This is a genomic window from Pseudomonas sp. GW821-FHT02H09 (assembly GCF_059421425.1).
This window is the reverse complement of record NZ_JBWKVA010000005.1, coordinates 125126-148165: the sequence shown is the minus strand read 5'-3', so window position 1 is coordinate 148165 and position 23040 is coordinate 125126. Positions and strand designations below refer to the sequence as shown.

Genomic DNA, 23040 nt, shown 5'->3' with positions numbered 1-23040 from the left:
TCTGAAAAAGTCCACTTCTCAGAGGTTTTCTCAGAGGTCATTGCTCCCAGATGCTGTTCCCGCCTGGGGCCCTTTGCCGAGAAAGGGGGCGGTTTCCACTTCCAGCATCAGCAACACCATTTCCGTCAACTCGGCGTCGGACTTCTGTCCCGCATAGAGGTCATGGAGTGCTTTGGCGAAGGGAATGCGCAGGTCCTGGTTTTCTTCGCGGGCGGTATCGCTGTAGTGCATTAGTTCGCCGATGGCTCGCAGCACAGCCGCTTGCCACCGAGCGGTGGTCCTTGGACCATCGCTGGTGATTGCAATCAGCTTATCCTTCGTCAGCTGGCGAAGGGCAGGTTCGCGCAACGGCTTAAGCGGCCTTGGCTTGCGAGTGATCTTTGACATACCGGACGATACTCAGCGTTTCCTGCCGGAACTGCTCGTAGTCGATCTGCTGGGCGTTAATAAAGGTGCTGCCCATCATGGTCAGCGCGCCCATAAAGCTAGCTTCGGAAATTTCCTCGTCGCTCGCGCCAAACAAGCGCGCGGCTTCGGTATGGAACAGGGCGCAATACTTACAACGGGTCGCCCCGGAAACCGCCAGACCTATCAACTCCTTGTACTTATTAGGAATCTTGGTATCCGCCAGCCAGAAGTCCCGAGCCACGCCCCAAAATCCGCTCGCTCCGCCTTCCGGCATCTGTTTAATCCACTCCGGTACCTGACCGAGGGTCTGTTCAATTTCCCGATAAGTATCACGAATGGCCATCTGACACCTCCTTGCTTCTCTGGAGGTATCTTGCTCCAGAGATACAACTAGTAGTTTAGTTCGCTGGCAGCCATGCCAGAGTCGGCAGCAGGACGACTCCAGCAATGAATTCTTAAACATCGTAGAAACAACAGGATGGATTTAGATTCTTTTGGTGCAATGACGTACCACTAAGTACTTGGAGTTATCAAAATTGAAGGGGGGCTCAGAGACATACGGGGCGTAGTGATTTAATTTGGATAAAGCCCCACAAATCGAGTGACTGCTTCATGCCCTGAGGAAGTCAGTCAACCTTGATCAAGGTTCCTGAGCAGCGGTGAACCGCGCTTCCTCCAGGAAATCTTGATCCCTCCCCGCTGTTTCTGCCGCTTTGGCCAACACGCGGTTGCAGCTATCCCACCACCACGCTAACCTTGCCCCGTCGTTGCAAATTCAGCGACCGGGTGTGAGAACCCGAGCAAATCAAGGCGCAAAAGCGCCAAAAGACCTATTGCGGCGTTTTTTTTCGCCCGCGATATCGTTTTATGGCGGCTGTGCGTGGGAGACCTTCGGGTCTACCGGTTGCCTTGATTGCCGGTTTCTCACCCCGCGCACGGCTGCCACCCAAACCTGTGAGAAGGTTCGTGGCAGTTCCTCAAGTCAAGGAGCTAGACCCCACTATGCACACCATAAATCCGTCCGAAATCTGCATCCCCCTCATCCGCTATCTCCCATCCCCCGGAGATGCCCAATGACCAACCCCCAAGACCTAAAAACCATCGGCCTCACACCCTTCTCCATCCATTCGGATCAGGCCCTGTTCTGCGTCAACGGCGGCGTACCGATTCGAGAAGCCCTATCCCACGTGTCCGACTTGCTCCATGTCGCGAAGATGCTGGCGGAGGATGCGGCGATGGAGCGGGGTTCGGACCGCTATGCCTGGGCGTCACATTATTTGCAGGAGATGAGCAAGGCGGTGATCGATGACGTGGTGAAGGTGCTTAGCCTTCCGCTCGCACCCGCGCAAAAGAAAGGCAGTTAGTCGTTCCCACGCAGTGGAATTGGCGTTGAACGGCATGCAGCTTCGCTGTTGACAGCGGATGCAAAGGCTCGCAGAAATGCGAGGCCTTTGTTGTCTCTATTGGCTGGAAAATTTGTGCTCGCCAGATCCTGCGTCCCATAAAAAACCTCGAACAAGTCGCAATGCTGTTCAGTTAAGGAATTTCTGGCTCCGCACATTCCCCGTAGCAGCTGCCGAAGGCTGCGTTCGGCTGCGTAGCGGTCGTAAAATCAGGCTCTGTGGTGTTACAGGTTGACCGTGGTTGCATGATTTGCGACTGCTGCGCAGCCGAACGCAGGCTTCGCCAGCTGCTACGGATCGCGTCGTCGCCTTAACTGAACGGCATTACGAACAAGTCGAGGTTTTTTTCAGACTGAAATCGATACCATCTATTTGTAAGTGCGTCATAACCCCACCTACCGATAGATGGGGTTTATAGCGAGCTTACAATAATGCTTCCCTGTTCCAATCTCACAGCGCGTGTAAGTCACGCAATGCTTCAGGATGTTGGCTTGCCACGCGCAGCAGCGTCTGCGCAGCTCCAGTAGGTTGTCGACGCCCTTGCTCCCAGTCCTGCAACGTACGCAAACTGACTCCAAGCAGCTTGGCGAACGCATTTTGAGATACGCCTACTTTGGCCCGCGCTTCGGCAGCAGCTGACAGCTGCACTTCCGTTACGCGAGCGCCTTTACCGGCTTTCATTTGACGCACAGAGTCCAGCAAGTCCTTTTGGAACTGCTCCAGTTCATTGTCCATTGTTGATTTCCTCCTTCAGCTGCTTGAGGAAGGCTGCGGGTAAATTGTCGAACTTCGCCTTGGTATAGGCGATTAGCAACCAGATAGAGCCTTCAGAAAGCGTGTTGTAGTAAATGACACGTGTACCACCTCGCCACGATTGAGGAAATCCCCGCCATCGGCGTCTGAATCATCATGCGGCAGCGTTTCCGATCACTCGAAATCCGTCGATCCCGACAGATGTTCCCAAGCATCGATTTCCGCTTGAAGACCCACTATTTTTTCGCGCACCAGCCTCACCGCATCCTTGCCGAGCAACAGATGAACGGGTGGCTTTTCAGCGGCGACCAGGGTCAACAACGCCTGCGCCGCCTTGTGCGGATCGCCGGCCTGCTTGCCACTCTTCTCTTCACGCGCCTTGCGGACCGGATCGAAAACCGGGTCGTAGTCGCTCAAGGTGCGAGCCGAACGGATCATTGAACGACCCGCCCATTCGGTACGAAACGAGCCAGGTGCCATGGCGGTCACCTTGATACCCAAAACTTCCACTTCTTTGGCCAGCGCTTCGCTGACGCCTTCGAGGGCGAATTTACTGCCGCAGTAGTAAGCGATGCCTGGCAAGGTGATGAAGCCGGCCATGGAGGTGATATTGACGATATGCCCGCTGCGCCGCTCACGCATGCCGGGCAGTACTGCCTTGATCATTGCCACCGCGCCAAACACATTGACGTCGAACTGGCGCTGTATGTCAGTCAGCGGCGACTCCTCAAGAATGCCCTCATGACCATAGCCGGCGTTGTTCACCAACACGTCGATCCGCCCCACATCACGCAGGATTTCGGCCACCAGCGGCTCGATCGCCGGATAATCGGTGACGTCGAGCACGAACGCTTTGGCGCGATGGGCGTGCAGCGCTTCGAACGCGCTACGCTCGGCCTCGCGCCGCACCGTGCCAACCACTGTATGCCCCGCCGCCAGCGCCGCTTGCGAAAAGGCAAGGCCCAAGCCCGAACTGACGCCGGTGATCAGGAAAACCTTGTGTACCAGAGTGTTCATGGTGCGCGCTCCACTATCGCGGCGCCGTCGATGTTGATCGACGACGCTGCGCACAGGTCTTAGTGACCGGCGCTCTGACCGCCATCGACGTGCAGGATTTCGCCAGTAACGAATCCGGCAGAGTCCAGATACACCACGGCCTGGGCGATGTCGCTGATCTCACCCATGTGCCCGACCGGGTGCAAATTCCCCAGCGCTTCATGGGTTTCTTCGCCATGCATCGGAGTTTTGATGATGCCGGGGCTGACCGCGTTCACACGGATGCCACGCTTGGCGTATTCGATGGCCAGGGATTTGGTCGCCGCGTTGAGGCCCCCTTTGGTCAACGACGCCAGTACCGAAGGCACGCCGTCAATGGCGTGATCCGTCAGACTGGTGGTGATGTTGACGACGTGGCCGCTGCCTTGTTTTTCCATCTCGGTGATGGCGAGTTGGGTGATGTAGAAGAAACCATTCAGGTTCACCGACAGCACAGCCGCGTAGTCTTCGTGGGTGTAGCTGGTGAACGGCTTGGCGACGAAGATCCCGGCGTTGTTGACCAGGGTGTCGATACGGCCAAAACGTGCGACCGCTTCACGAATCACGCGCTCGGCGATCGCCGGGTCGCCGATGTCCCCCGCCACGGTGAGGATGTCCGGGTCGGTGGACGGTTTGATCGAACGCGAAGTGGCAACCACCCGGTAATCGAGATCACGGAAGGCCTTGACCATACCCGCGCCGAGACCTTGGGATGCGCCAGTAATAACAATGACTTTTTTCGAATTGCTCATGATGAACCTCTACTAAATATTGGGGTTTGAAAAGTGATCAATCAGGCTTCGGCGGGTGCCTTCGCCATTTGTCTCAACATTTGTTCGTAGTACTCGACCGACTGCGAACCGGACACCAGGTGACGACCGTTGAGGATCATGGCCGGGACCGAATTGATGCCGCGCTCGCGGTAGAACTCTTCAAGTTCACGTACCTCCTTGGCAAACTCTCCGGACATCAACACCTCACGCGCACCGGCCGAATCCAACCCCGCTTCGGCGGCCAGGCGCACCAGCGTCTCCTGATCGCTTGGGTTTTGGCCGTCGGTGAAATAAGCGCGCAGCAAGCCTTTCTTGAGTGCGACCTGCCGCCCTTCCTGCAACGCCCACAACAGCAGACGGTGAGCATCAAAGGTGTTGTAGAAGTGGCTGCGTTTCTCTAGATCGAACTTGAAACCGATGGCTTGTCCACGGGCGATCTGCATCGCTTTGCCGGCGGCGATTTCCTCGGCGCTGCGCCCGTATTTGCGCATCAAGTGCTTGACCGCGTTCTCGCCGACCGCCGGCATGTCCGGGTTCAATTCGAAGGGCTTGAAGGTCAGCGCAACCGAGACTTCACCGGCCAGGTTGTCGATGGCTTGCTCCAGAGCCGTCACGCCCAAGGCGCACCACGGGCACACCACATCGGAGACGAAATCGATGGTGATGGACTGGGTCATGACTGACCTTCCGCGAGTTGTTTGCGGTACTTGGTAGTGGTCATCCCGGCATAGCCCCAGTTATCGGTGTCGACTTCCTCGATCACGATGTGGGTCAGGTCCGGGCGTTTGTGGAGGACGCGCTCCAGGGTTTCAGTGATTTCAGCGATCACCTGAGCTTTCTGCTCCGAAGTGACGCCATCGCGGGTAATGCGCACGCTGACGAAAGGCATGACAACTCTCCTGTGACCTCCCTTCGATATGACGGGTAGGTAGTGGAGGTCAATGTAGGACGTTGGTCTGGAGGGATAAAGATAGGTAAAAACACATCACTTGTGACGTGATGTAATGAGTTCGACCGGTTCACCCGATCAGGTTTAGCGAGGAAAACACCCTGCCGTTAATAAAGCAGGGTGGGTAGGCTTTGGATCTTGACGCAGGACCGGCTAACGGGTGTCCCCCACTTTTTCATTTCGCGCCGAACAGCATCGTCCAATAGACGCCCTCGTCGCTACGCGAGTTCGCGGCATAGGCCGCGCCAACCTGGGTAAACATCGGGTTCATCAGGTTGGCGCAATGCCCGGGGCTGGCCAGCCAGCCTTCCATAGCCTTGCCCGGCGAACTCTGCCCGGCGGCGATGTTCTCTCCGATCTGCCGGCCACCGTAGCCGGCGGCCTTCGCTCGGTCCCACGGCATATCACCGTTTGGGTCCTGGTGCGCGAAGTAATTGTCGTTGGCCATCGCCCGGCTGTGCCCCTGCGCCGCTGTCCCCAGGGCGGCATTCCAGGTCAGCGGCGGTGCAGCGGCGAAGCGCTGACGACCACACAGGCGCGGTTTCGCCCGTGCCGCGTTGACTTGTGCCAGCAACGTCTTGCCCGCCGCTCGCGGATCGTCCAGATGCCCATCGAGCAAGGGCCGCGCCAGCACCACCTGCCATTCACTCTCGTCGCGATACACGCCAATATCGGCGAACTGGGTATCGAGCAAGGCCCCACAGTAGCTGCTCTGGAGCATGTCAAAGGCCTCCTCGGCATCTTCAGCGCCGACCAGATGGATAGTCCGCACAGACACCGCCTGATAGCCGGAATCCTTCAACGTCTCCCGCGAAACGCCTCCATAGCCGATCGGCAAGGCCAGGCTCGATTTCAGAGCCAGCGGCGTCAAGGCTTGGACCGTGCGCCCCGCGCAGCGCTGCGGCTGGGCGCGGTAGTCGTTGATGTCCTCCACCAGTTGCCTTTCCCCGCCGGCATGGGCGGGACTGGCGAACAGGGGGAGCAAAGGAATAAGGCAGAGCGAGAAAACGCGGGAGGAGCGAACGGTCTGGCGCATGAGGCGGGCAGCTCTGATGGGATGACGGCGGTAATGGCGATAGTGGGCTGAGGAATGACCGCAGAGCGCTTCGCTGTATTGGCTCGCAAATGGATTCCAAGGCTGGGCTAAGACTGTGGGCCTCAACACAAGTTTCACGAGCAAAGGGGGGGGAAATTTATTGTTGGCGCGGATGAGTAACTACATCAGTTTCGGATGGGGTCATTTCATATACATTTTGAAGCAGAAGAGAGGCTTCAACTCATGTCGCTAGTGGGGTATTAACGTGTCGCTGCTTTTAACTTTTTGCGACACGTCTTGAGAACGTGTCGCTGTCGACGACACGATTGCAGGCGTTTTTTATGCCCGCGCACAGCTGCCACCCATTCGCCTGAGGTGTTTCCACACAGTAGCGTCAGCGCCAAACAGCGCACAGCCACCGAAGCAAACGTTGGCTGAATGGGTGTTCAGCAGAAACAAAGACGTCGCTGGGTTTACGCTCGCCGGACCTCTCGGTTTAAACCTCGTTGATCTCGGACACAAACGAGATTTTTCGGCTGCTGGCACTCCAGACGTAGCGAATATGCTCGCCTGGCAGCGGGATCGACACCGCGGGTGGGCGCAAGGCGGCGATGCATTCATGGCCGTTTAGCCTTCAGCCCGCGATAGCCTATTGAGTGGGTTCAGTGTGCACAACCATCCAGACCACAGGCCTGAATGCTCGATGAGGATTCGACCGCCGCAGTACCGACCGACTCGCTCAGCCAGGTGGCAAAGGCTTCGGGTTTGCCGAGCCAGGGGCCGATGTCGATCAGCGTGAACGTGCCTTCGTGCTCCAGCACCAATGTCGGGAAACCCTGGCCACCGACCTGCGCCAACAGTGCGCGACTTTCCTTTATATGGTTCTGGGTTGCGCTCGCAGCGGCCTCCTCGAACGCTATATCGAAGGCTTGAGGCTCGAAACCGATAGTCCTGGCGAGCTCCAGCAAAACGTCTTTATCGGCAATGCGTCGACCTTCGACGTAATGCGCCGTCTGCAAACGCCCTAGCAACTCAAGACCACGCCCGGCCAGTTGCTCGGCAGCCAGGACAGCCGCAATCGGCGGCGCCGAATCGAAGATCGCCGAATGATCGCGCAGCAAGCCTTCGAAATACGCCTCGCCAAACGGCTGCCCGGTGTATTCGGCGATGCGCCGGTCATGGGGCATCACGTAATCGCGCAGCTGTGGCGAAACGCTCTGACGGTTATTGCCCGTCATCATGCCGCCGCCATGGGCGATGACCGGCAAAACAGCCTGCGCCGCTTGCACCAGGGGTTTGGCGCCATAGCACCAGCCGCACAGAGGGTCGTAGATATAGTGAAGGGTTGCAGCAGACATGATCGGCTCCAGCTGAAGTCGTGAAAATTCGATGTCGGCAGCCTAATCCCTTGCTCGCCAGTGAAAAACGCTGGAATGGCTTTTAGTTTGTTTCGCGAATCGGTCGAATGCCGCGCAGAACCAATGTATTTGGACATATGCATAATCCGCGTAGCAGCTGCCGAACTGCGTTCGGGCCGGGGTCGCGCTCGACCGTAGTCCTCGCAAAACCAGGCACCTCGGTATACCTGAAAAACCGCGGGGCCAGGTTTACGACTGCTGCGCAGCCGAACGCAGCCTTCGGCAGCTGCTACGGGGGGAGCTTACGCCAGACAAAAAAAACGCCGCCTTCCAGGCAGCGCTTTTACCAATCCGTTGTTTTCTTATCCTTCGATCACATCCCACAACGCGTCCAGTTCCGCCTCGCTGAATAAACCAGCGGGGTAGCGCTCGATCATCATCCGGCGCGGATCAGAGTTTCTGATCTGACGCGTTCCATTGGACTTCAACCAGTGCACCAGAACCTGGAGCGATTCGCTATTTATTGCCAAGGGATGGGATGCCCGCTCGCTGACCACGTTCATTTCGGCGTTCATTTCAGCGCTCTCTCCCGGTTTGTGAGCGGCTAACTTATCCAAGGTTTATGACAGAACATCGCAGTTCTTCACGTCCGTGAATGACACTCAAACAGATACAAGAGCTATGCCAATGTGTCCGTTTGTTTGAACGCGGGTACAAAAAAGCCCGCAGTCCTGACGGGCTGCGGGCTTGAGGCGGGTCGTGCGATTGAATTTACCGCTGATATCGTCCCTCAGACGAGGCCAGCTGTTACAACCTCACTCAACTTTTGTGCGGCGCCGGTTGTTGTTGGGTAAGGCAATGGATATTACCGCCACCCAGTAACAGTTCACGGCCGGGCACCATGACCACTTCGTGCTGCGGGAACAGGCTCTGGAGAATCTCCTTGGCCTGGTTATCCAGTGGATCGTCGAAGCTTGGCGCGATAATGCCGCCGTTGACGATCAGGAAGTTGACGTAGGAACCCGCCAGGCGCACCGAAGGATTACGCTCTTGAGTGCCGTCCACTGGATCGACACCGGCACACTCTTCCTCGGTCGCATACAGCGGCCCAGGAATAGGCATTTTATGCACTGTAAAGGTGCGACCCTTGGCATCGCGACTGCTTTGCAGCACGTTCATCGCCGCGTGGCATCGCGAGTAGTTCGGGTCCTGCGGGTCATCGGTCCAGGCCAACAGCACTTCACCCGGACGCACATAGCAGCAGAAGTTATCCACATGGCCGTCGGTTTCGTCGTTGTACAAACCGTCCGGCAACCAGATGATCTTATCCACAGCCAGTTGCGCGCTAAGTACCGCTTCGATCTCGGCACGGTTCAGGTGCGAGTTGCGATTGCGGTTAAGCAGGCATTCTTCGGTAGTGATCAGCGTGCCTTCGCCGTCGACGTGAATCGAACCGCCTTCAAGCACGAAGCCTTCGGTGCAGTAACGGTGGCAACGCTCGATCTCCAGCACTTTGCCGGCAATCTGCTCGTCACGGTTCCACGGCGAATACAAACCGCCGTCGAAGCCGCCCCAGGAGTTGAATCCCCAGTCGACGCCACGAACTTCGCCGCTGTTGTTAATGACGAAAGTTGGACCGGTATCACGGACCCAGGCATCGTCGCTGGACATCTCGACCAGGCGAATATTCGGCACATCCAGCAGACGCGCCCGAGCATTCTCGTACTGCCCGGCGGACACCGCTACGGTCACCGGTTCAAAACGGGCGATGGCCTTGGCCACCGCCGTGTGTGCGGCCTGTGCCGGCTTGCCGCCCAGGCGCCAGTTGTCCGGGCGCTCAGGCCAGATCATCCAGGTCTGAGTCTGCGGCGCCCACTCGGCCGGCATGTAAAAGCCGTCGGCGCGAGGCGTGCTTTGCAAAGTGCTCATGGCGATCAGGACTCCAGCGAACCGTCGAGGGTCTTGATCGCGCCGTACAGGTTCGGGCGACGGTCACGGAACGAACCCCAGGCACTGCGGGTGTGTTCCAGCTCGTCGAGGTCGAAGCTGTGGACCAGCACGCCTTCTTCGGTTTCGTTGAGCTCCTGGACTTTCTCGCCGAACTGGTTGGCGATGAACGACGAGCCGTAGAAGGTGATGTCGTAACCGTCCTGTTCTTCATTGCCGATGCGGTTGCTGGCAATCAGCGGCATCAGGTTGGCGCCGGCATGGCCTTGCTGCACACGCTGCCAATGGTCGCGGGACGAGATGGTCTTGTCGTGCGGTTCGCTACCGATGGCGGTTGGGTAGAAAAGAATTTCCGCGCCTTGCAACGCCATGCTACGGGCGCATTCCGGGAACCACTGGTCCCAGCAGATGCCGACACCGATCTTCGCGTAACGGGTATTCCAGACTTTGAAGCCGGTATCGCCCGGGTTGAAGTAGTACTTTTCGTGGTAGCCAGGGCCATCCGGGATGTGGCTTTTACGATAAATCCCGAGGTTGCTGCCGTCGGCATCGATGATCGCGATGCTGTTGAAGCGTGCACGGCCAGCCAGTTCGAAGAAGCTGATCGGCAATACAACCTGCAGCTCCTTGGCGACTTTCTGGAAGTGCGCGATGGCGACGTTGGTCTCAACCGGAGTGGCCAACTGCAAGTAGTCCGGATTCGGCTTCTGGCAGAAATACGGGCTCTCGAACAGTTCCTGAATCAGGATGATCTGCGCGCCTTTGGCAGCGGCCTCACGGACCAGTTTCTCAGCGGTCTCGATGTTGGCTTCAAGGTCCCAGGAACAGGCCATCTGGGTGGCGGCGACGGTAACAATACGGCTCATGAATCATCTCCTGGGCAGGTGCAGAGGGTCGAATTGGCATCGACCGATGACAGAAATGGGAACAGTGAGGCGTGGATTACCCACACCTTGGGTTATGGCGACTTTATAGCCGATAAAAATCGGCTTTAACAGTATTTATATCTCCACCCATCGAAAATATTTCAAATATTCCCGATAACAATCGAACTTAAACGCAATCCCTGTGGGAGCGAGCTTGCTCGCGATGGCGATCTGATAGTCAACATTGATATCGGATGTACCGGCCTCATCGCGAGCAAGCTCGCTCCCACAGGGGGTATTTGATCGTTCCCACACTCTGCGTGGGAATGATCTTTGTTCAGCGTTTTTATAACCCTTCTTCCAACACCTTCGACAAGGTATCGACAAAGAAATCCACGCTTTGCCGCGTGGTGCACATCGGCGGTTTGATCTTGAGGATGTTCAGGTAGTCGCCGGTCGGCTGCATGAAGATTCCCAGCTCACGCAAGCGATCGCACAGCGCGGTGGTTTCTTCGGTGGCAGGCTCAAGAGTTTCGCGGTTGCGGATCAGCTCCACTCCCAGATAGAAGCCTGAACCATGGACCGCGCCGACCAGCGGATGACGGTCGATCAGCGCTTCAAGACGCTCCTTGAAATGTCCGCCAACAATCTGCGCGTTTTCCCACAGTTTCTCTTCCTCCATCACATCCAGCACCGCCATGCCGATCCGGCAACTGACCGGGCTGCCGCCTGCCGATGAGAAGAAGTAGCCCTCAGCCTCCAGCGCTTCAGCGATTTCCCGACGAGTGATCACCGCACCCAATGGCTGACCGTTGCCCATACCTTTGGCCATGGTGATGATGTCCGGCACCACGCCCTGCTCTTCGAAGCCCCAGAAGAACTTGCCCATCCGGCCATAGCCGACCTGCACTTCGTCAGCGATACACACACCGCCCTGCGCGCGAACCAGTGCATACACCTGTTGCAGGTAGCCGGGCGGCAACGAAATCCCCCCGGCATTGCCATACACCGGTTCGCAGATGAAACCGGCCAGTTGGCGATTCTGCCCCGCCAGTTTGGCCAGATTATGCTCGACGCTGCGCACGTAGTCCGGCGCACTGTCGAGGCCGCGAAACTCACCACGATAAGTGTTCGGTGCGGTCACCGGATGCACCCAGTCCGGGCGGGTGCTGAGGGCTTTCGGGTTGTCGGCGATCGAGGTGGAAATTGCATCAGTGGCCACCGACCAGCCGTGATAGGCCTCCAGCACGCTGAGCATGTCACGCCCACCGCTGTAGGCCCAGGCCAGACGGATCGCCAGGTCATTGGCCTCGGTGCCGCTGTTGACCAGGAACACCCGGTCCATGGAATCCGGCGCCAGCGCCAGCAAGCGCTCGGAGAACTCGGCGATTGCCGCGTAATGGAAACGCGAGTTGGTGTTGAGCAGCGACCACTGTCGGCTGGCTTCAGCGGCCATGCGCGGATGACCATGGCCGAGTACCGCGACATTGTTGAGCATGTCCAGGTAGGAGCGGCCCTGCATGTCGATCAGGTGATTGCGCCAGCCACGTTCGATGCGCGGCGGGTCGACGTAATAGTGTTTTTGCGAACGGGCAAAACTGGCGTCGCGGCGGGCCAGCAGGGTTTGCGGGTCGAGTTCGGGTTCAGCATCGCAGGCCAGCCCCAACAGTGCCGACGGAGAGGGGCACAATGCCTGCCACGCGGGTACCCGTGAAGGTGTGCAGAACAACGGCGGGCTGAGCTCAAGGCCTCGGCACAACTGCACCCGCAATGCACCCTCGACCTCGCCCAGCACTTGGCCTTTGACCAGCGCGGCTCCCGAATGCAGCGAAGGGCTGACGCCCCACAAGCGCACGCTCAACTGCGCACTATCGAGCCGCAACGCACCATCGGCCGCCACGTGCAAAACACCGGCAAACGGCGCCTCCACGGCGGTGCCTCGCGGTACCTGCAATTGCACATGCAGCGGGCAGGTGTCCGGTTCAGTGGCACTGTCCGGGCGAGTCCGGGACAAACGGTATTGCCCATAACGACTGGCCGCCAGGCCGTGAGTCGCGGCGGCTTGAGCCAGCAAACGCTCGTCTATCCCCTCCTGCTCCCAGTTGCCAGCTTCGAAATGCGGGCTGAGCACGCCAAGGTCAATCAAGGCGAATTCGCGTCCCACCAGGCTCGGCAGCAACGGCGCAAAACCTTCGCTGGCAATCAGTGGCAGCGAATGCCCTACCGCCGTGAGGATCGCCGCCTCCATCAGTTCGAACGAAACCGAGGTGGCTACGCGGAAAATTTCCCACTCGTGAGTGAGGTTGTCGCGGCTGTATTGGTTCTGCGGATCGATGCTGACCTGCTGTTCCCCGCTGAGCACCAGTACCGCCGCACGGGCGACGATCAACGGCCAGAGCGCCAGCAACTCTTCATGCTGCAACGGATTGACCGCGTGATACGCCTGGATCGCTGGAAGAATGCAGAATGGATCACCGTCGGCATGGTGCAGCAGAGCAGCGCAAGTCACCGACAGATCGGTAATGCGCCAGGTGCGAATCAAGTCGCCGAAATCGATCACGCCCTGCAGCTGCCAGTGGCGCTGCTGGTCCCGTTGCCAGACCACGTTGTCATCGGTGATGTCCATATGGATCGCCTGCACCGGCAGCTTCGCCACCAGCGGTTGCAAACGACGCTCGGCGTGTAGCGCGGCCTCGGCAATCAACGCGCGCTGGTGTTCATGGGTGATCACCGGCAATAGATGGGTGATCAGTGCGTTGGCGTGACGGGCATCCCATTGCAGTGCGCGTTCCAGCCCCGGGTGCTGGAAGCTGGCCAGGGCCAGATCCATCTTTCCACAGAGTTGCCCCAGGCCGGACACCAGCTCATGCCCCAAGTGCTTGAGGTGGGTCAGCGACTGGCCTTCGATGTAATCGAGCAACCGCACGTGCACCGCTTGCCCGGCCACGTCCAGAGAAAGCAGGTCTTCACCGTTGTTTGCCGCAATCACCCGTGGCACATGAAGCTCGGGGTGCGCGCCCAGATGATTGAGAGCCGCGTGCTGGGCCTCAAGCTCAATCCTCGCGTAGTCGCCGCGACAGATTTTCAGGACGAAACGGCCCTGGTCGCTGTCGACCCGAAAGTTGAGATCCTGTTGGCTGCCCAGCGAGTGCAGCGTTGCGCTCAGACCGTAATGCACCTGCAGCAGTTGCAGCGCTTGCTGCGCAGTGACCTGCGGACTCGGCAAACTGGCGCGATGAATCAACGTGGCGAGCGACATACAACGACCTCTGGAATTTTTATAAGGCGTCTATATCGCCACTGCGACCGCCGATACGCAACCCCCTTTGATGCAGGTCAGTCCTCGGAGCTGGATGAGTGTTTGAGTGCGCCAGCCATTCAAAGACCTTTCCTACGCCATGCGTCGAATGGCAGGAATGTTCGGCCTTTACCCATGCCCATAGGCTGACTTCCTTGGACAGGGAAGCCAGTCACTCATGCCAGAACGCTCATACCCACTGACCAACAAAGATCAACTGCGCCGCCGCATCCTGACACCGCAGCCGTCGGCAGAACTGTATCCACCCATTGCCGAGCTCTTCGAGAACACACCATCTGATCCTGAGCCCGTAACGCCACTGGGCTGCGTCTTCGCCAAGTCCTGCAACCTGCCAGACGGCATCATCAGCTACGCCAATCCATCCGGTTTCGTCCCCCTGGATGCGTTGAAGGATTACGGCCACTTCGCATTATTGGGCGCACGTGAGGCCGACAGCTCCGACGCCGTCCCGCTAAAGAAAATCAGTGGCAGTGCATTACCGGTCGGCCTGGGTGGTCTTGCTCTGGCCGGATCATCGGTCAGCAGTGTCACAGTAGCAGCCGGCGGCACCGTCGCCGCCGGCCTGCTGACCGGCCTGGTCGCCCTGCTCTGGCCTTCCGAACTCGGCGACAGCGCTCTCTACAACGAAGAACAGCTGCGCTCGCTCAAGCAAGCCAACTCACGGGTGCGCCTGCACGTCGAACAACAAGCCGACGGCACGCTCAAGGGCTACGGCTTCTACACCGGCAAAAACGCCGAGTGGCAAATGATCGATGTTATCCAGTTCCAGCCCCGCGGCAGCCAACAAGTAGCGGTGTTCGGCGACGGCCTGGAATTGATCTGGACCCCAGCCCTCAACCCCGCCGACACCCTAGGCATCCCGGCACTGGAAGCCGCGCCACAAGCACCGAACATCTGGGTCTATCCTCCAACCGAGGCCAGCAACGACATATTGGTCAACCCGATCTACCCGCCGGAGTATCAGGATTTCATCCTGGTGTTCCCGGCGGATTCGGGGGTTAGGCCGCTTTATGTGGTGGTGAGTACGCGAAGGAAAGGACTTCCTGAGGTAGGTCACAAGTATCACGACGCCCCCGCCACAGCTCAGATCGTCGGCATTCCTGGCCTTAGAAGGGTGCCCGGAAGAACTCCAAAACAAGGTGGCGCAGGTATTCGAGAACGCTGGAAAGATGCTAAAGACCGAATTATTTACGAATGGGATTCTCAGCATGGTGAGCTCGAAGCCTACCGAGCCAGCGACGGAAGTCACTTAGGCTCATTCGACCACATCAGCGGTGAACAACTTAAACCGGCAAAGAAAGGCCGGAATATTAAAAAGTATTTGTGAGAGCACTATGGGTTTAAGACTGAAGTTGCACTGGTTCAACAAAATCACGGAATTCTGTGAAGGAGAAGTCTATTCACAGGACTTCGGGGACGATGGGGCGGTTATCGAGTCATTGGGTTTGAAACCATACGATACTGTAAACCAAGGGGTATTTGATGTACCTGCGGAATGGGTAGCACTCATTCAGCCTTACTTTAGCCATACCATCGATATAAGTGCTCACGACTATCAATTGGGATTCGCTTATAGGGATCAATGGTGACAGCCCAGATGAAAGAGAACCTCTTACACATGGTCATGGGTGTTCAGCGTGGTGAAGACTTCCCATGCTTTGAAAAAAATCTGCCCATTTCGACAATCGATCTCGTACCCATCATGGGCTGGCAAACAGATAATTATTGCGCCTTCGATTATCGCCTCACCGAACAACAGATCAGCGATATAGAAAAAGCCTGCTCATTGGAGTTACCCAAGAATCTAGAGCTTTTTTTAACCAGCTACGCATAAATCCAACTAGACCACGACATAGAACACTACTTATGCGCCGAATTGCACTTTCAGACAAAAAAGTACGCAACATCCCAAGACGCCTCAGGGCGTTGATCCGGTGGGCAGCCAGCTACAAAGGATACTTCCCCGAAGATCTGTCTTCGGAAGATGGTTACCTCAAGGACAAGATCCCTGTTCTGGAAACCTTGGTAGAAGGAAAACAAACAACCTTCGCCATCCAGAAGGAATGCGCCCAACAACTGATCAATGCCGCCCACCACCTACTCCAGGCCAGACCTGACGATACTATCAACTGTCGAGTAGTCGCCTGCGTTATCACTCCCTCCATGTTCTCCAGCGAAATATGCATCTACACCGACATGAGCCGCTATCGCGGCCATGTATTACCATTCGACTACGAATACTTCTGCCAAACCCGTATCACCGACAAAAGCCTCGTCGCAGACTGGGGTTTAACCCTTCCTGCCGGGATGAATGAAGCAGGGTTTCACTTTATTCACGAGGATGAAGATGGGCAACGGTTTGAATCCGAGCATTGGTACTTTGGCGAGGTCGATGAAGCCGATGATGGCTCCGAGGAGGAACGTTGGAGGCACAAAACCTTTAAAACCTTCCGTGCAGAAAATCCGATGTTTTTCAGCCAGGAACAATAAGCACTGGGTAAGCCCAGCATCAAGGTGGTAGCACTATCGCCATCGCGGGCAAGTCGGATCGCCGCACCGCTCGCTCCTACAAAAGCGCCACCGTCCCCTGTAGGAGCGTGGCTTGCCCGCGAAAGCGTCCTCCCAAACGACCTCAATCCCGAACCTTCTCCAAAATCTGACCAACGCCCCTCTTGCACCGCCCCTCACCTGCCGACAAGCTATGCCCCATTCGCTCTATACCCGTCTTACGGAAGAAGGCTCCTGACATGCGCATTCTCATTACCGGCGGCGCCGGTTTTATTGGTTCGGCCTTGATCCGCCATCTGATTCAGCACACCGAACACGAAGTGCTCAACCTGGACAAGCTGACCTACGCCGGCAATCTGGAGTCGCTGACCAGCATCGCCACCGACACCCGCTATGAGTTCGTACAGGCCGACATCGTCGACCAGGCCGCCGTCAGCGCCGTGCTGGCACGGTTTCAGCCCCATGCCATCATGCATTTGGCGGCCGAATCCCATGTCGATCGCTCCATCGACGGTCCGTCGGATTTTATCCAGACCAACATCGTCGGCACCTACAGCCTGCTGGAGGCTACTCGTGCCTATTGGCAGACATTGGCCGAGTCCGAGAAAGCCGCCTTTCGTTTTCACCATATCTCCACCGACGAGGTCTACGGTGACCTGCATGGCGTCGATGACCTGTTCACCGAAACCACGCCTTACGCGCCCAGCTCTCCCTATTCAGCCAGCAAAGCCGCGTCCGACCACCTGGTTCGCGCCTGGCAGCGCACCTACGGTTTGCCTGTGCTGTTGACCAACTGCTCGAACAATTACGGGCCGTTCCATTTCCCCGAGAAGCTGATCCCACTGGTTATCCTCAACGCGCTGGCAGGCAAACCACTGCCGGTGTACGGTAACGGTCTGCAAGTGCGCGACTGGTTGTTCGTCGAGGATCACGCCCGGGCGCTGCTCAAAGTGGTAACCGAGGGTGTAGTCGGTGAGACCTACAACATCGGCGGTCATAACGAACAGAAGAACATCGACGTGGTGCGTGGTATCTGCAGCCTGCTGGAAGAGTTGGCGCCACAGCGCCCTGCTGGTGTTGCGAAATTTGCCGACCTGATCACCTTCGTCAAGGACCGTCCGGGCCACGATCTGCGTTACGCCATCGACGCCAGCAAAATCGAGCGCGAACTGGGCTGGGTTCCCGAGGAAACCTTCGAAACCGGTCTGCGTAAAACGGTACGGTGGTATCTGGATAACCTGGAGTGGTGCCAACGGGTCCAGGACGGCAGCTATCAAGGCGAACGCCTGGGTGCCAGCGACTTCAAAGATCTGATCGCCTGATCAAGGCACTGCTCTATCATGCTCACTCTGGGCACGCCGATCACGGCCATTACCTGTTCACTAATGCTGGAGAAAACCAATGAATGTAGTCACCACCGACCTGCCCGGTGTTCTGATCATCGAACCCAAGGTATTTGGTGACGAGCGCGGCTTCTTCTACGAGAGCTTCAATGCCAGGGCTTTCGAGGAGGCGACCGGCCTGAACACACAATTCGTTCAGGACAATCATTCCCGCTCGCAAAAAGGTGTGCTGCGCGGCTTGCACTACCAGCTTGAAAACACTCAGGGAAAACTGGTGCGCGTTATTGCCGGTGAAGTGCTCGACGTAGCGGTGGACATCCGCCGCAGTTCGCCGAATTTTGGTCGCTGGGTTGCTGTGCGTTTGTCAGCTGAAAACAATCGCCAGCTCTGGGTTCCGGAAGGTTTTGCCCACGGTTTCGTGGTGCTGAGCGACTTCGCTGAATTCCTCTACAAAACCACCGACTACTACACCCCATCGGCCGAGCGTTGCATTCGCTGGGACGACCCGACCCTGGCCATTGACTGGCAGCTCAGTGAAACGCCGCAGCTATCGGCAAAGGATCTGGCTGGCAAGACCCTTCAAGAGGCCGACCTGTTCCCGTGAGCGTTCTCGTTCACGGCTAGGCATAATGCGCCTGTACTCACAGGCGCTCGACTCCCATGACCCCAACCCTCCCCCGCAGACCCCGATGGCGCAGCCTGGCACTGCTCGCACTGTGCCTGGCGCCATTGTTGTGGCCGTTGGAGCACCTGGCCGAGCGTTACTACCGCAGCGAACTGGTGGAGCAAAACCGTCAGACCCTCGACCTGTACGTCGCCAACCTGCTGGGCACGCTGCATCGCTACGAAGTGCTGCCGCAAATCCTCGGTGATCTGCCGGCCCTGCGTGCCGCCCTTGCCGAACCGCAACAGCGCGTGACTCAAGACAACGCCAACCAGCTGCTCAAAGACATCTGTGCCCAGACCGGCGCCGAAGTCATGTACCTGATGGACACCACCGGCAACACCCTAGCGGCGTCCAACTGGGACAAACACGACAGCTTCGTCGGGCGCAATTTTTCTTTCCGGCCGTATTTCAGCGAAGCCATGGCCGGGCGTTTGGGGCGCTTCTTCGGCCAGGGCACGACGTCTGCCAAACGCGGTTATTTCTTTGCCGGTGCTGTACGCGATGGCGAGCGGATCATCGGCGTGCTGGTGGTCAAGGTTGACCTCGATCTCACCGAAAGCCTGTGGGGCAAAACCCCCGAACAAATGCTGATGACCGACCACAACGGCGTGGTGATTCTCACCTCTCGGCCGGAATGGCGTTTTCGCGCGACCCGTCCGCTGACTGACGAAGAGCGCCAGGCGATCATCACGGTCCAGCCCTACCCGACCCGCGACCCGCAGCCTCTGCACCTCAATCCCGACGCCTGGCTGACCCAGACCCAGCAGATCCAGGAAACCGGTTGGAGCGTCAGCATCCTCGCCCCGCGCACCCTGATCGCCCGCCCGGTGCGCACCGTGGTCGCGATCGGCGGCGCGACGCTGTTGGTATTGATGTTGTTGCTCGGTCTGATGATGCAGCGCCGGCGTCATTACCTGGAGCGCATCGCTTTCGAAGCCAAGGCCCGTCGTGAGCTGGAAATGCGCGTCGTCGAACGCACCAGCGACCTAGAAGGCCTCAACCGTCGCCTCAAACAGGAAGTGCTGGAGCGCGAACACGCCCAGCAAGAGCTGGTGCGCGCTCAGGATGACCTGGTACAGGCCGGCAAGCTGTCGGCGCTGGGGACGATGTCGGCGAGCATCAGCCACGAACTCAATCAACCGCTGGCGGCGATTCGCAGCTACGCGGAAAACACCGAAGTTCTGCTCGATCACGAACGCATCGACGACGCTCGCGGCAACCTGAAACTGATCAGCGAACTGACCGGGCGCATGGCCTCGATCATTGCCCACTTGCGAGCCTTCGCCCGCCGCGACCGCCACGCGCCGGAAAGCGTCGCCCTGCAACCGGCGCTAGATGACGCGCTGGCCTTGCTGGCCAAGCGCAGACGCGCCATGGAAGTCGAGCTGATCCGCGACCTGCCGGCCGCCACCCTGTGGGTCGAGGCCGGAGAAACCCGCCTGCGCCAGGTGCTCGGCAACTTGCTGGCCAACGCCCTCGACGCTCTGACCGAAAAGGGCCCGCCACGCAAACTCTGGTTGAGTGCCGAATCCACCGCCGATGGCGTCAACCTGTACATTCGCGATAACGGCCCGGGTTTTTGCATGGAAGCCCTTGGCCGCGCCAGCGAGCCTTTCTACACCACCAAGACCCGCACCCAAGGGCTCGGGCTGGGATTGGCAATCTGCGACACCCTGATGCGCGCCTTTGGCGGTGAACTGTCGTTCGCCAACCACCGCGATGGCGGCGCCCTGCTAACCCTGCGACTGCGCGCCGGTGCGCCAGGAGTCAATCTGCAACCATCCGAGGACCGCAGTGCATGAACATCGACAACCGCATCCAGGTGGTGTTGATCGACGACGATCCACATTTGCGTCAGGCCCTGAGCCAGACCCTCGACCTCGCCGGACTGAAAGTCCTGCCGCTGGCTGAAGCCAAGGGCCTGGCCGGACGTCTTGAACGCGACTGGCCGGGCGTGGTGGTCAGCGACATTCGCATGCCCGGTATGGATGGCCTCGAACTGCTGAGCGAACTGCACGAGCAAGACCCGGAACTGCCAGTACTGTTGATCACCGGTCACGGCGACGTGCCGCTGGCCGTGCAAGCGATGCGTGCCGGGGCGTATGACTTTCTGGAGAAGCCTTTCGCCAGCGACGCCCTGCTCGACAGCGTGCGCCGCGCCCTGGCGCTGCGCCGGCTGGTGCTGGATAACCGCAGCCTGCGCCTGGCCCTGAGCGACCGCAATGAACTCAGCACCCGGTTGGTAGGGCAGTCGGCACCGATGCTGCGTTTGCGCGAGCAGATCGGCGCCCTGGCGGCGACCAAAGCCGATGTGTTGATCCTCGGCGAGACCGGTGCCGGCAAGGAAGTAGTCGCCCGCGCGCTGCACGATCTTTCGAGCCGCCGCAACGGGCCGTTTGTCGCGATCAATGCCGGCGCCCTGGCGGAGTCGGTGGTGGAGAGCGAGCTGTTCGGCCACGAACCGGGCGCCTTCACCGGCGCGCAAAAGCGCCGCATCGGCAAGTTCGAATTCGCCAACGGCGGTACGCTGTTCCTCGATGAAATCGAAAGCATGAGTCTGGATGTGCAAGTCAAGTTGTTGCGCATGCTGCAAGAGCGGGTGGTTGAGCGCCTGGGCGGCAATCAGCTGATCCCGCTGGATATCCGCATCATTGCTGCAACCAAGGAAGACTTGCGCCAGGCGGCGGATCAGGGCCGCTTCCGCGCCGACTTGTATTACCGCCTGAACGTCGCGCCGCTGCGCATCCCGCCACTGCGTGAACGTGGCGAAGACGCGCTGATGCTGTTTCAGCACTTCGCCGATGAAGCCAGCACCCGTCACGGTCTGCCGCCTCACGAACTGCAGCCGGGGCAACGGGCATCGCTGTTGCGCCATAACTGGCCAGGCAACGTGCGCGAACTGCAGAACGCCGCTGAACGCTTCGCCCTCGGCCTGGAACTGGCACTGGATAACAGCGCGCCGGACGGCAGCGTTGCGCCGATCAGCGCAAACCTCAGCGCCGGACTGAGCGAGCAAGTGGAAAACTTCGAAAAAACCTTGATTGCTGCCGAGCTGGCACGCTCCCACAGCTCGCTGCGCAGCCTGGCCGAAGCGCTGGGTATTCCACGCAAGACCTTGCACGACAAATTGCGCAAACACGGTCTGAGCTTCGCCGATGGCGGCGCCAACAGTGGCACCGACGAACTCGATTGAGCCACGCCGACTAATCTTGAAAAAGCATCCTGAACAAAGAGACCCTGCATGAACCGCGACAGTCGTCACCTGGAATCAGTCCTGCATCGCGATATCCCCCTCACGCGGGATATGGGTCTCAAAGTGCTTGATTGGCAAGCACAACAACTGCGTTTGCACTTGCCGCTGGAAGCCAACGTCAATCACAAAAGCACCATGTTCGGCGGCAGCCTGTACTGCGGCGCGGTACTGGCCGGCTGGGGCTGGCTGCATTTACGCTTGCGTGAAGAGGGCATCGAAGACGGGCATATCGTGATTCAGGAAGGGCACATCAGCTATCCGCTGCCGGTCACGACCGATGCGATGGCAATTGGCGATGCGCCAAGTGCGGCGGTATGGAAGAAGTTTCTGGTGATGTACCAGCGCTACGGACGGGCCCGGCTGACGCTGCATTCACGCATCGTCAATGCCGGCAGCACAGAGGATGCCGTAAGGTTTACCGGGCAGTATGTGTTGCATCGGTAGACTTGGCGCTGATCGTTTGATCGTTCCCACGCTCTGCGTGGGAATGCCGCTCTGGACGCTCTGCGTCCGCCGTGGGTGACGCAGAGCGTCACTGAATGCAATTCCCACGCGGAGCGTGGGAACGATCAACCTGTAGCGCTCTCAAGACCTGGCCAACACCAACAACTTCTCCCGCCATGCGGCTTTGGCCGGCAGTGCCAGGAAAAATGAATTCAGTAGGGATTCGCGCGCCGGATAGCTGAACGGCTCGCCGCTCAAATTCAACACCTCGCCACCCGCGCCTTCCAGCACGCCTTGCGCGGCGGCGGTGTCCCACTGCGACGTCGGCGCCAAGCGTGGATAGCAATCGGCAGCCCCCTCCGCCAACAGGCAAAACTTCAACGAGCTGCCGATATTCGCCAGTTGCAGCTCGCCCAGGCTGTCACTCAGCCCGGCCAGCAAACGCTCCTGTTCAGGGCTCGAATGTCGACGGCTGGCAACCACGGTGAATGCTTCACCTACTGGCGGAACGTCCCGTACATGGATCGGCGTCGGCTCGGCATCTTTGTCTGCACGCCAGGCACCCAGGCCAGCACCGCCGAAATAGCAGCGACCATTGGTCGGCATCGACACCACGCCAAACACCACGCGCCCTTGTTCGATCAGCGCGATGTTGACGGTAAATTCCTCACTGCCGGAAATGAATTCCTTGGTGCCATCCAGCGGATCCACCAGCCACCAGCGCTGCCAGCCGGCTCGCACGCTCATCGGGATGTCGGCGTCTTCTTCCGAGAGCACCGCAATGCTTGGGTCGAGCGCCGTCAGGCCGGCGAGGATCAGATGATGCGCCGCCATGTCAGCCGCGGTCACCGGCGAGTCATCAAGCTTGGCGGTGACCGCCACGTCGGCGCGCCAGAACGGCAGGATGGCTTCACCGGCTTGACGCGCCAGTTCGATGACGGGGGCCAGTAACGGATGGGGGAAATTCATGGAGTGCAC

At 58.7% G+C, this 23040-nt stretch carries 24 protein-coding genes and 2 pseudogenes; 10 read left to right on the top strand and 16 right to left on the bottom strand.

What is annotated here, in order from left to right:
- Window positions 1-30 precede the first annotated feature (30 nt).
- Both AC07VR_RS08525 and AC07VR_RS08520 read right to left on the bottom strand, forming a co-directional pair.
- Window positions 31-255 carry a hypothetical protein gene (locus AC07VR_RS08525; RefSeq protein WP_495011007.1) on the bottom strand — a complete coding sequence of 75 codons (225 nt, stop codon included), beginning with the start codon at window positions 253-255 and terminating at the stop codon, window positions 31-33.
- A 97-nt stretch (window positions 256-352) separates the two neighbouring features.
- Window positions 353-751, bottom strand: a complete 399-nt coding sequence (locus AC07VR_RS08520) for a carboxymuconolactone decarboxylase family protein (RefSeq protein WP_494994387.1) — start codon at window positions 749-751, stop codon at window positions 353-355.
- Window positions 752-1481: 730 nt separating this feature from the next.
- Between AC07VR_RS08520 and AC07VR_RS08515 the strand changes: the two genes are divergently transcribed.
- Window positions 1482-1772: a DUF3077 domain-containing protein gene (locus AC07VR_RS08515; protein WP_494994388.1), complete on the top strand. Its 291-nt coding sequence runs from the start codon at window positions 1482-1484 to the stop codon at window positions 1770-1772.
- 489 nt (window positions 1773-2261) lie between these two features.
- On the opposite strand, the gene AC07VR_RS08510 is transcribed toward AC07VR_RS08515, so the two are convergent.
- From AC07VR_RS08510 to AC07VR_RS08450, 13 genes and pseudogenes are all read right to left on the bottom strand, one after another.
- Window positions 2262-2546 carry a helix-turn-helix domain-containing protein gene (locus AC07VR_RS08510; protein WP_495011006.1) on the bottom strand — a complete coding sequence of 95 codons (285 nt, stop codon included), beginning with the start codon at window positions 2544-2546 and terminating at the stop codon, window positions 2262-2264.
- Window positions 2536-2682: pseudogene (locus AC07VR_RS08505) on the bottom strand (transcriptional regulator); the annotation flags it as partial. The pseudogene AC07VR_RS08505 and the gene AC07VR_RS08510, both read right to left, overlap by 11 nt.
- 56 nt (window positions 2683-2738) lie before the next feature.
- The gene (locus AC07VR_RS08500; RefSeq protein ID WP_495011005.1) at window positions 2739-3581 is read right to left on the bottom strand and encodes an oxidoreductase; all 843 of its coding nucleotides are present in this window, start codon (window positions 3579-3581) and stop codon (window positions 2739-2741) included.
- A 59-nt stretch (window positions 3582-3640) separates the two neighbouring features.
- Window positions 3641-4351, bottom strand: a complete 711-nt coding sequence (locus AC07VR_RS08495; RefSeq protein ID WP_494994391.1) for an SDR family NAD(P)-dependent oxidoreductase — start codon at window positions 4349-4351, stop codon at window positions 3641-3643.
- A 41-nt stretch (window positions 4352-4392) separates the two neighbouring features.
- Window positions 4393-5049 carry a DsbA family oxidoreductase gene (locus tag AC07VR_RS08490; protein WP_495011004.1) on the bottom strand — a complete coding sequence of 219 codons (657 nt, stop codon included), beginning with the start codon at window positions 5047-5049 and terminating at the stop codon, window positions 4393-4395.
- Window positions 5046-5261 carry a tautomerase family protein gene (locus AC07VR_RS08485; protein ID WP_494994393.1) on the bottom strand — a complete coding sequence of 72 codons (216 nt, stop codon included), beginning with the start codon at window positions 5259-5261 and terminating at the stop codon, window positions 5046-5048. The genes AC07VR_RS08490 and AC07VR_RS08485 overlap by 4 nt, the downstream gene beginning before the upstream one ends.
- 235 nt (window positions 5262-5496) lie before the next feature.
- Entirely contained in the window at window positions 5497-6357 is an 861-nt protein-coding gene (locus AC07VR_RS08480; protein ID WP_495011003.1) for a CAP domain-containing protein, read from the bottom strand.
- A 496-nt stretch (window positions 6358-6853) separates the two neighbouring features.
- A pseudogene (locus tag AC07VR_RS08475) lies at window positions 6854-6991 on the bottom strand (RES domain-containing protein); the annotation flags it as partial.
- A gap of 28 nt (window positions 6992-7019) precedes the next feature.
- A complete protein-coding gene (locus AC07VR_RS08470) occupies window positions 7020-7715 on the bottom strand; it encodes a DsbA family protein (RefSeq protein WP_495011002.1) in 696 nt (231 codons plus the stop codon).
- Window positions 7716-8077: 362 nt separating this feature from the next.
- A complete protein-coding gene (locus AC07VR_RS08465) occupies window positions 8078-8290 on the bottom strand; it encodes a hypothetical protein (RefSeq protein ID WP_494994396.1) in 213 nt (70 codons plus the stop codon).
- A gap of 244 nt (window positions 8291-8534) precedes the next feature.
- Window positions 8535-9644 carry an agmatine deiminase gene (aguA, locus tag AC07VR_RS08460; RefSeq protein ID WP_495011001.1) on the bottom strand — a complete coding sequence of 370 codons (1110 nt, stop codon included), beginning with the start codon at window positions 9642-9644 and terminating at the stop codon, window positions 8535-8537.
- Between the two features lie 5 nt (window positions 9645-9649).
- A complete protein-coding gene (aguB, locus tag AC07VR_RS08455) occupies window positions 9650-10528 on the bottom strand; it encodes an N-carbamoylputrescine amidase (protein WP_494994398.1) in 879 nt (292 codons plus the stop codon).
- A gap of 346 nt (window positions 10529-10874) precedes the next feature.
- A complete protein-coding gene (locus AC07VR_RS08450; protein WP_495011000.1) occupies window positions 10875-13787 on the bottom strand; it encodes an aminotransferase in 2913 nt (970 codons plus the stop codon).
- A gap of 217 nt (window positions 13788-14004) precedes the next feature.
- Between AC07VR_RS08450 and AC07VR_RS08445 the strand changes: the two genes are divergently transcribed.
- The 9 genes from AC07VR_RS08445 (at window position 14005) to AC07VR_RS08405 (ending at window position 22062) form a co-directional block, all read left to right on the top strand.
- Window positions 14005-15174 (top strand): S-type pyocin domain-containing protein, encoded by a 1170-nt coding sequence (locus tag AC07VR_RS08445; protein ID WP_495010999.1) that lies wholly within the window; start codon window positions 14005-14007, stop codon window positions 15172-15174.
- Window positions 15175-15181: 7 nt separating this feature from the next.
- Window positions 15182-15436 carry a colicin E3-like toxin immunity protein gene (locus tag AC07VR_RS08440; RefSeq protein ID WP_495010998.1) on the top strand — a complete coding sequence of 85 codons (255 nt, stop codon included), beginning with the start codon at window positions 15182-15184 and terminating at the stop codon, window positions 15434-15436.
- Between the two features lie 8 nt (window positions 15437-15444).
- Window positions 15445-15681, top strand: a complete 237-nt coding sequence (locus AC07VR_RS08435; RefSeq protein WP_495010997.1) for a DUF7683 domain-containing protein — start codon at window positions 15445-15447, stop codon at window positions 15679-15681.
- A 32-nt stretch (window positions 15682-15713) separates the two neighbouring features.
- The gene (locus tag AC07VR_RS08430; protein ID WP_495010996.1) at window positions 15714-16337 is read left to right on the top strand and encodes a DUF3916 domain-containing protein; all 624 of its coding nucleotides are present in this window, start codon (window positions 15714-15716) and stop codon (window positions 16335-16337) included.
- Between the two features lie 257 nt (window positions 16338-16594).
- On the top strand, window positions 16595-17677 hold the full coding sequence (gene rfbB / locus AC07VR_RS08425) for a dTDP-glucose 4,6-dehydratase (RefSeq protein ID WP_495010995.1): 1083 nt from the start codon (window positions 16595-16597) through the stop codon (window positions 17675-17677).
- Window positions 17678-17756: 79 nt separating this feature from the next.
- Window positions 17757-18302, top strand: coding sequence for a dTDP-4-dehydrorhamnose 3,5-epimerase (gene rfbC / locus AC07VR_RS08420; RefSeq protein WP_494994404.1), 546 nt, complete (start codon window positions 17757-17759; stop codon window positions 18300-18302).
- A gap of 56 nt (window positions 18303-18358) precedes the next feature.
- Complete coding sequence (locus AC07VR_RS08415; RefSeq protein ID WP_494994405.1) at window positions 18359-20167, top strand: sensor histidine kinase; 1809 nt, start codon at window positions 18359-18361, stop codon at window positions 20165-20167.
- Window positions 20164-21558, top strand: a complete 1395-nt coding sequence (locus AC07VR_RS08410) for a sigma-54-dependent transcriptional regulator (protein WP_495010994.1) — start codon at window positions 20164-20166, stop codon at window positions 21556-21558. Before AC07VR_RS08415 ends, AC07VR_RS08410 begins: the two co-directional genes overlap by 4 nt.
- A 48-nt stretch (window positions 21559-21606) precedes the next feature.
- Window positions 21607-22062 carry a thioesterase domain-containing protein gene (locus AC07VR_RS08405; RefSeq protein ID WP_495010993.1) on the top strand — a complete coding sequence of 152 codons (456 nt, stop codon included), beginning with the start codon at window positions 21607-21609 and terminating at the stop codon, window positions 22060-22062.
- Window positions 22063-22203: 141 nt separating this feature from the next.
- Here AC07VR_RS08405 and cysQ read toward each other — a convergent pair whose 3' ends face one another.
- Window positions 22204-23031, bottom strand: coding sequence for a 3'(2'),5'-bisphosphate nucleotidase CysQ (gene cysQ / locus AC07VR_RS08400; protein ID WP_494994486.1), 828 nt, complete (start codon window positions 23029-23031; stop codon window positions 22204-22206).
- Window positions 23032-23040: the final 9 nt, after the last annotated feature.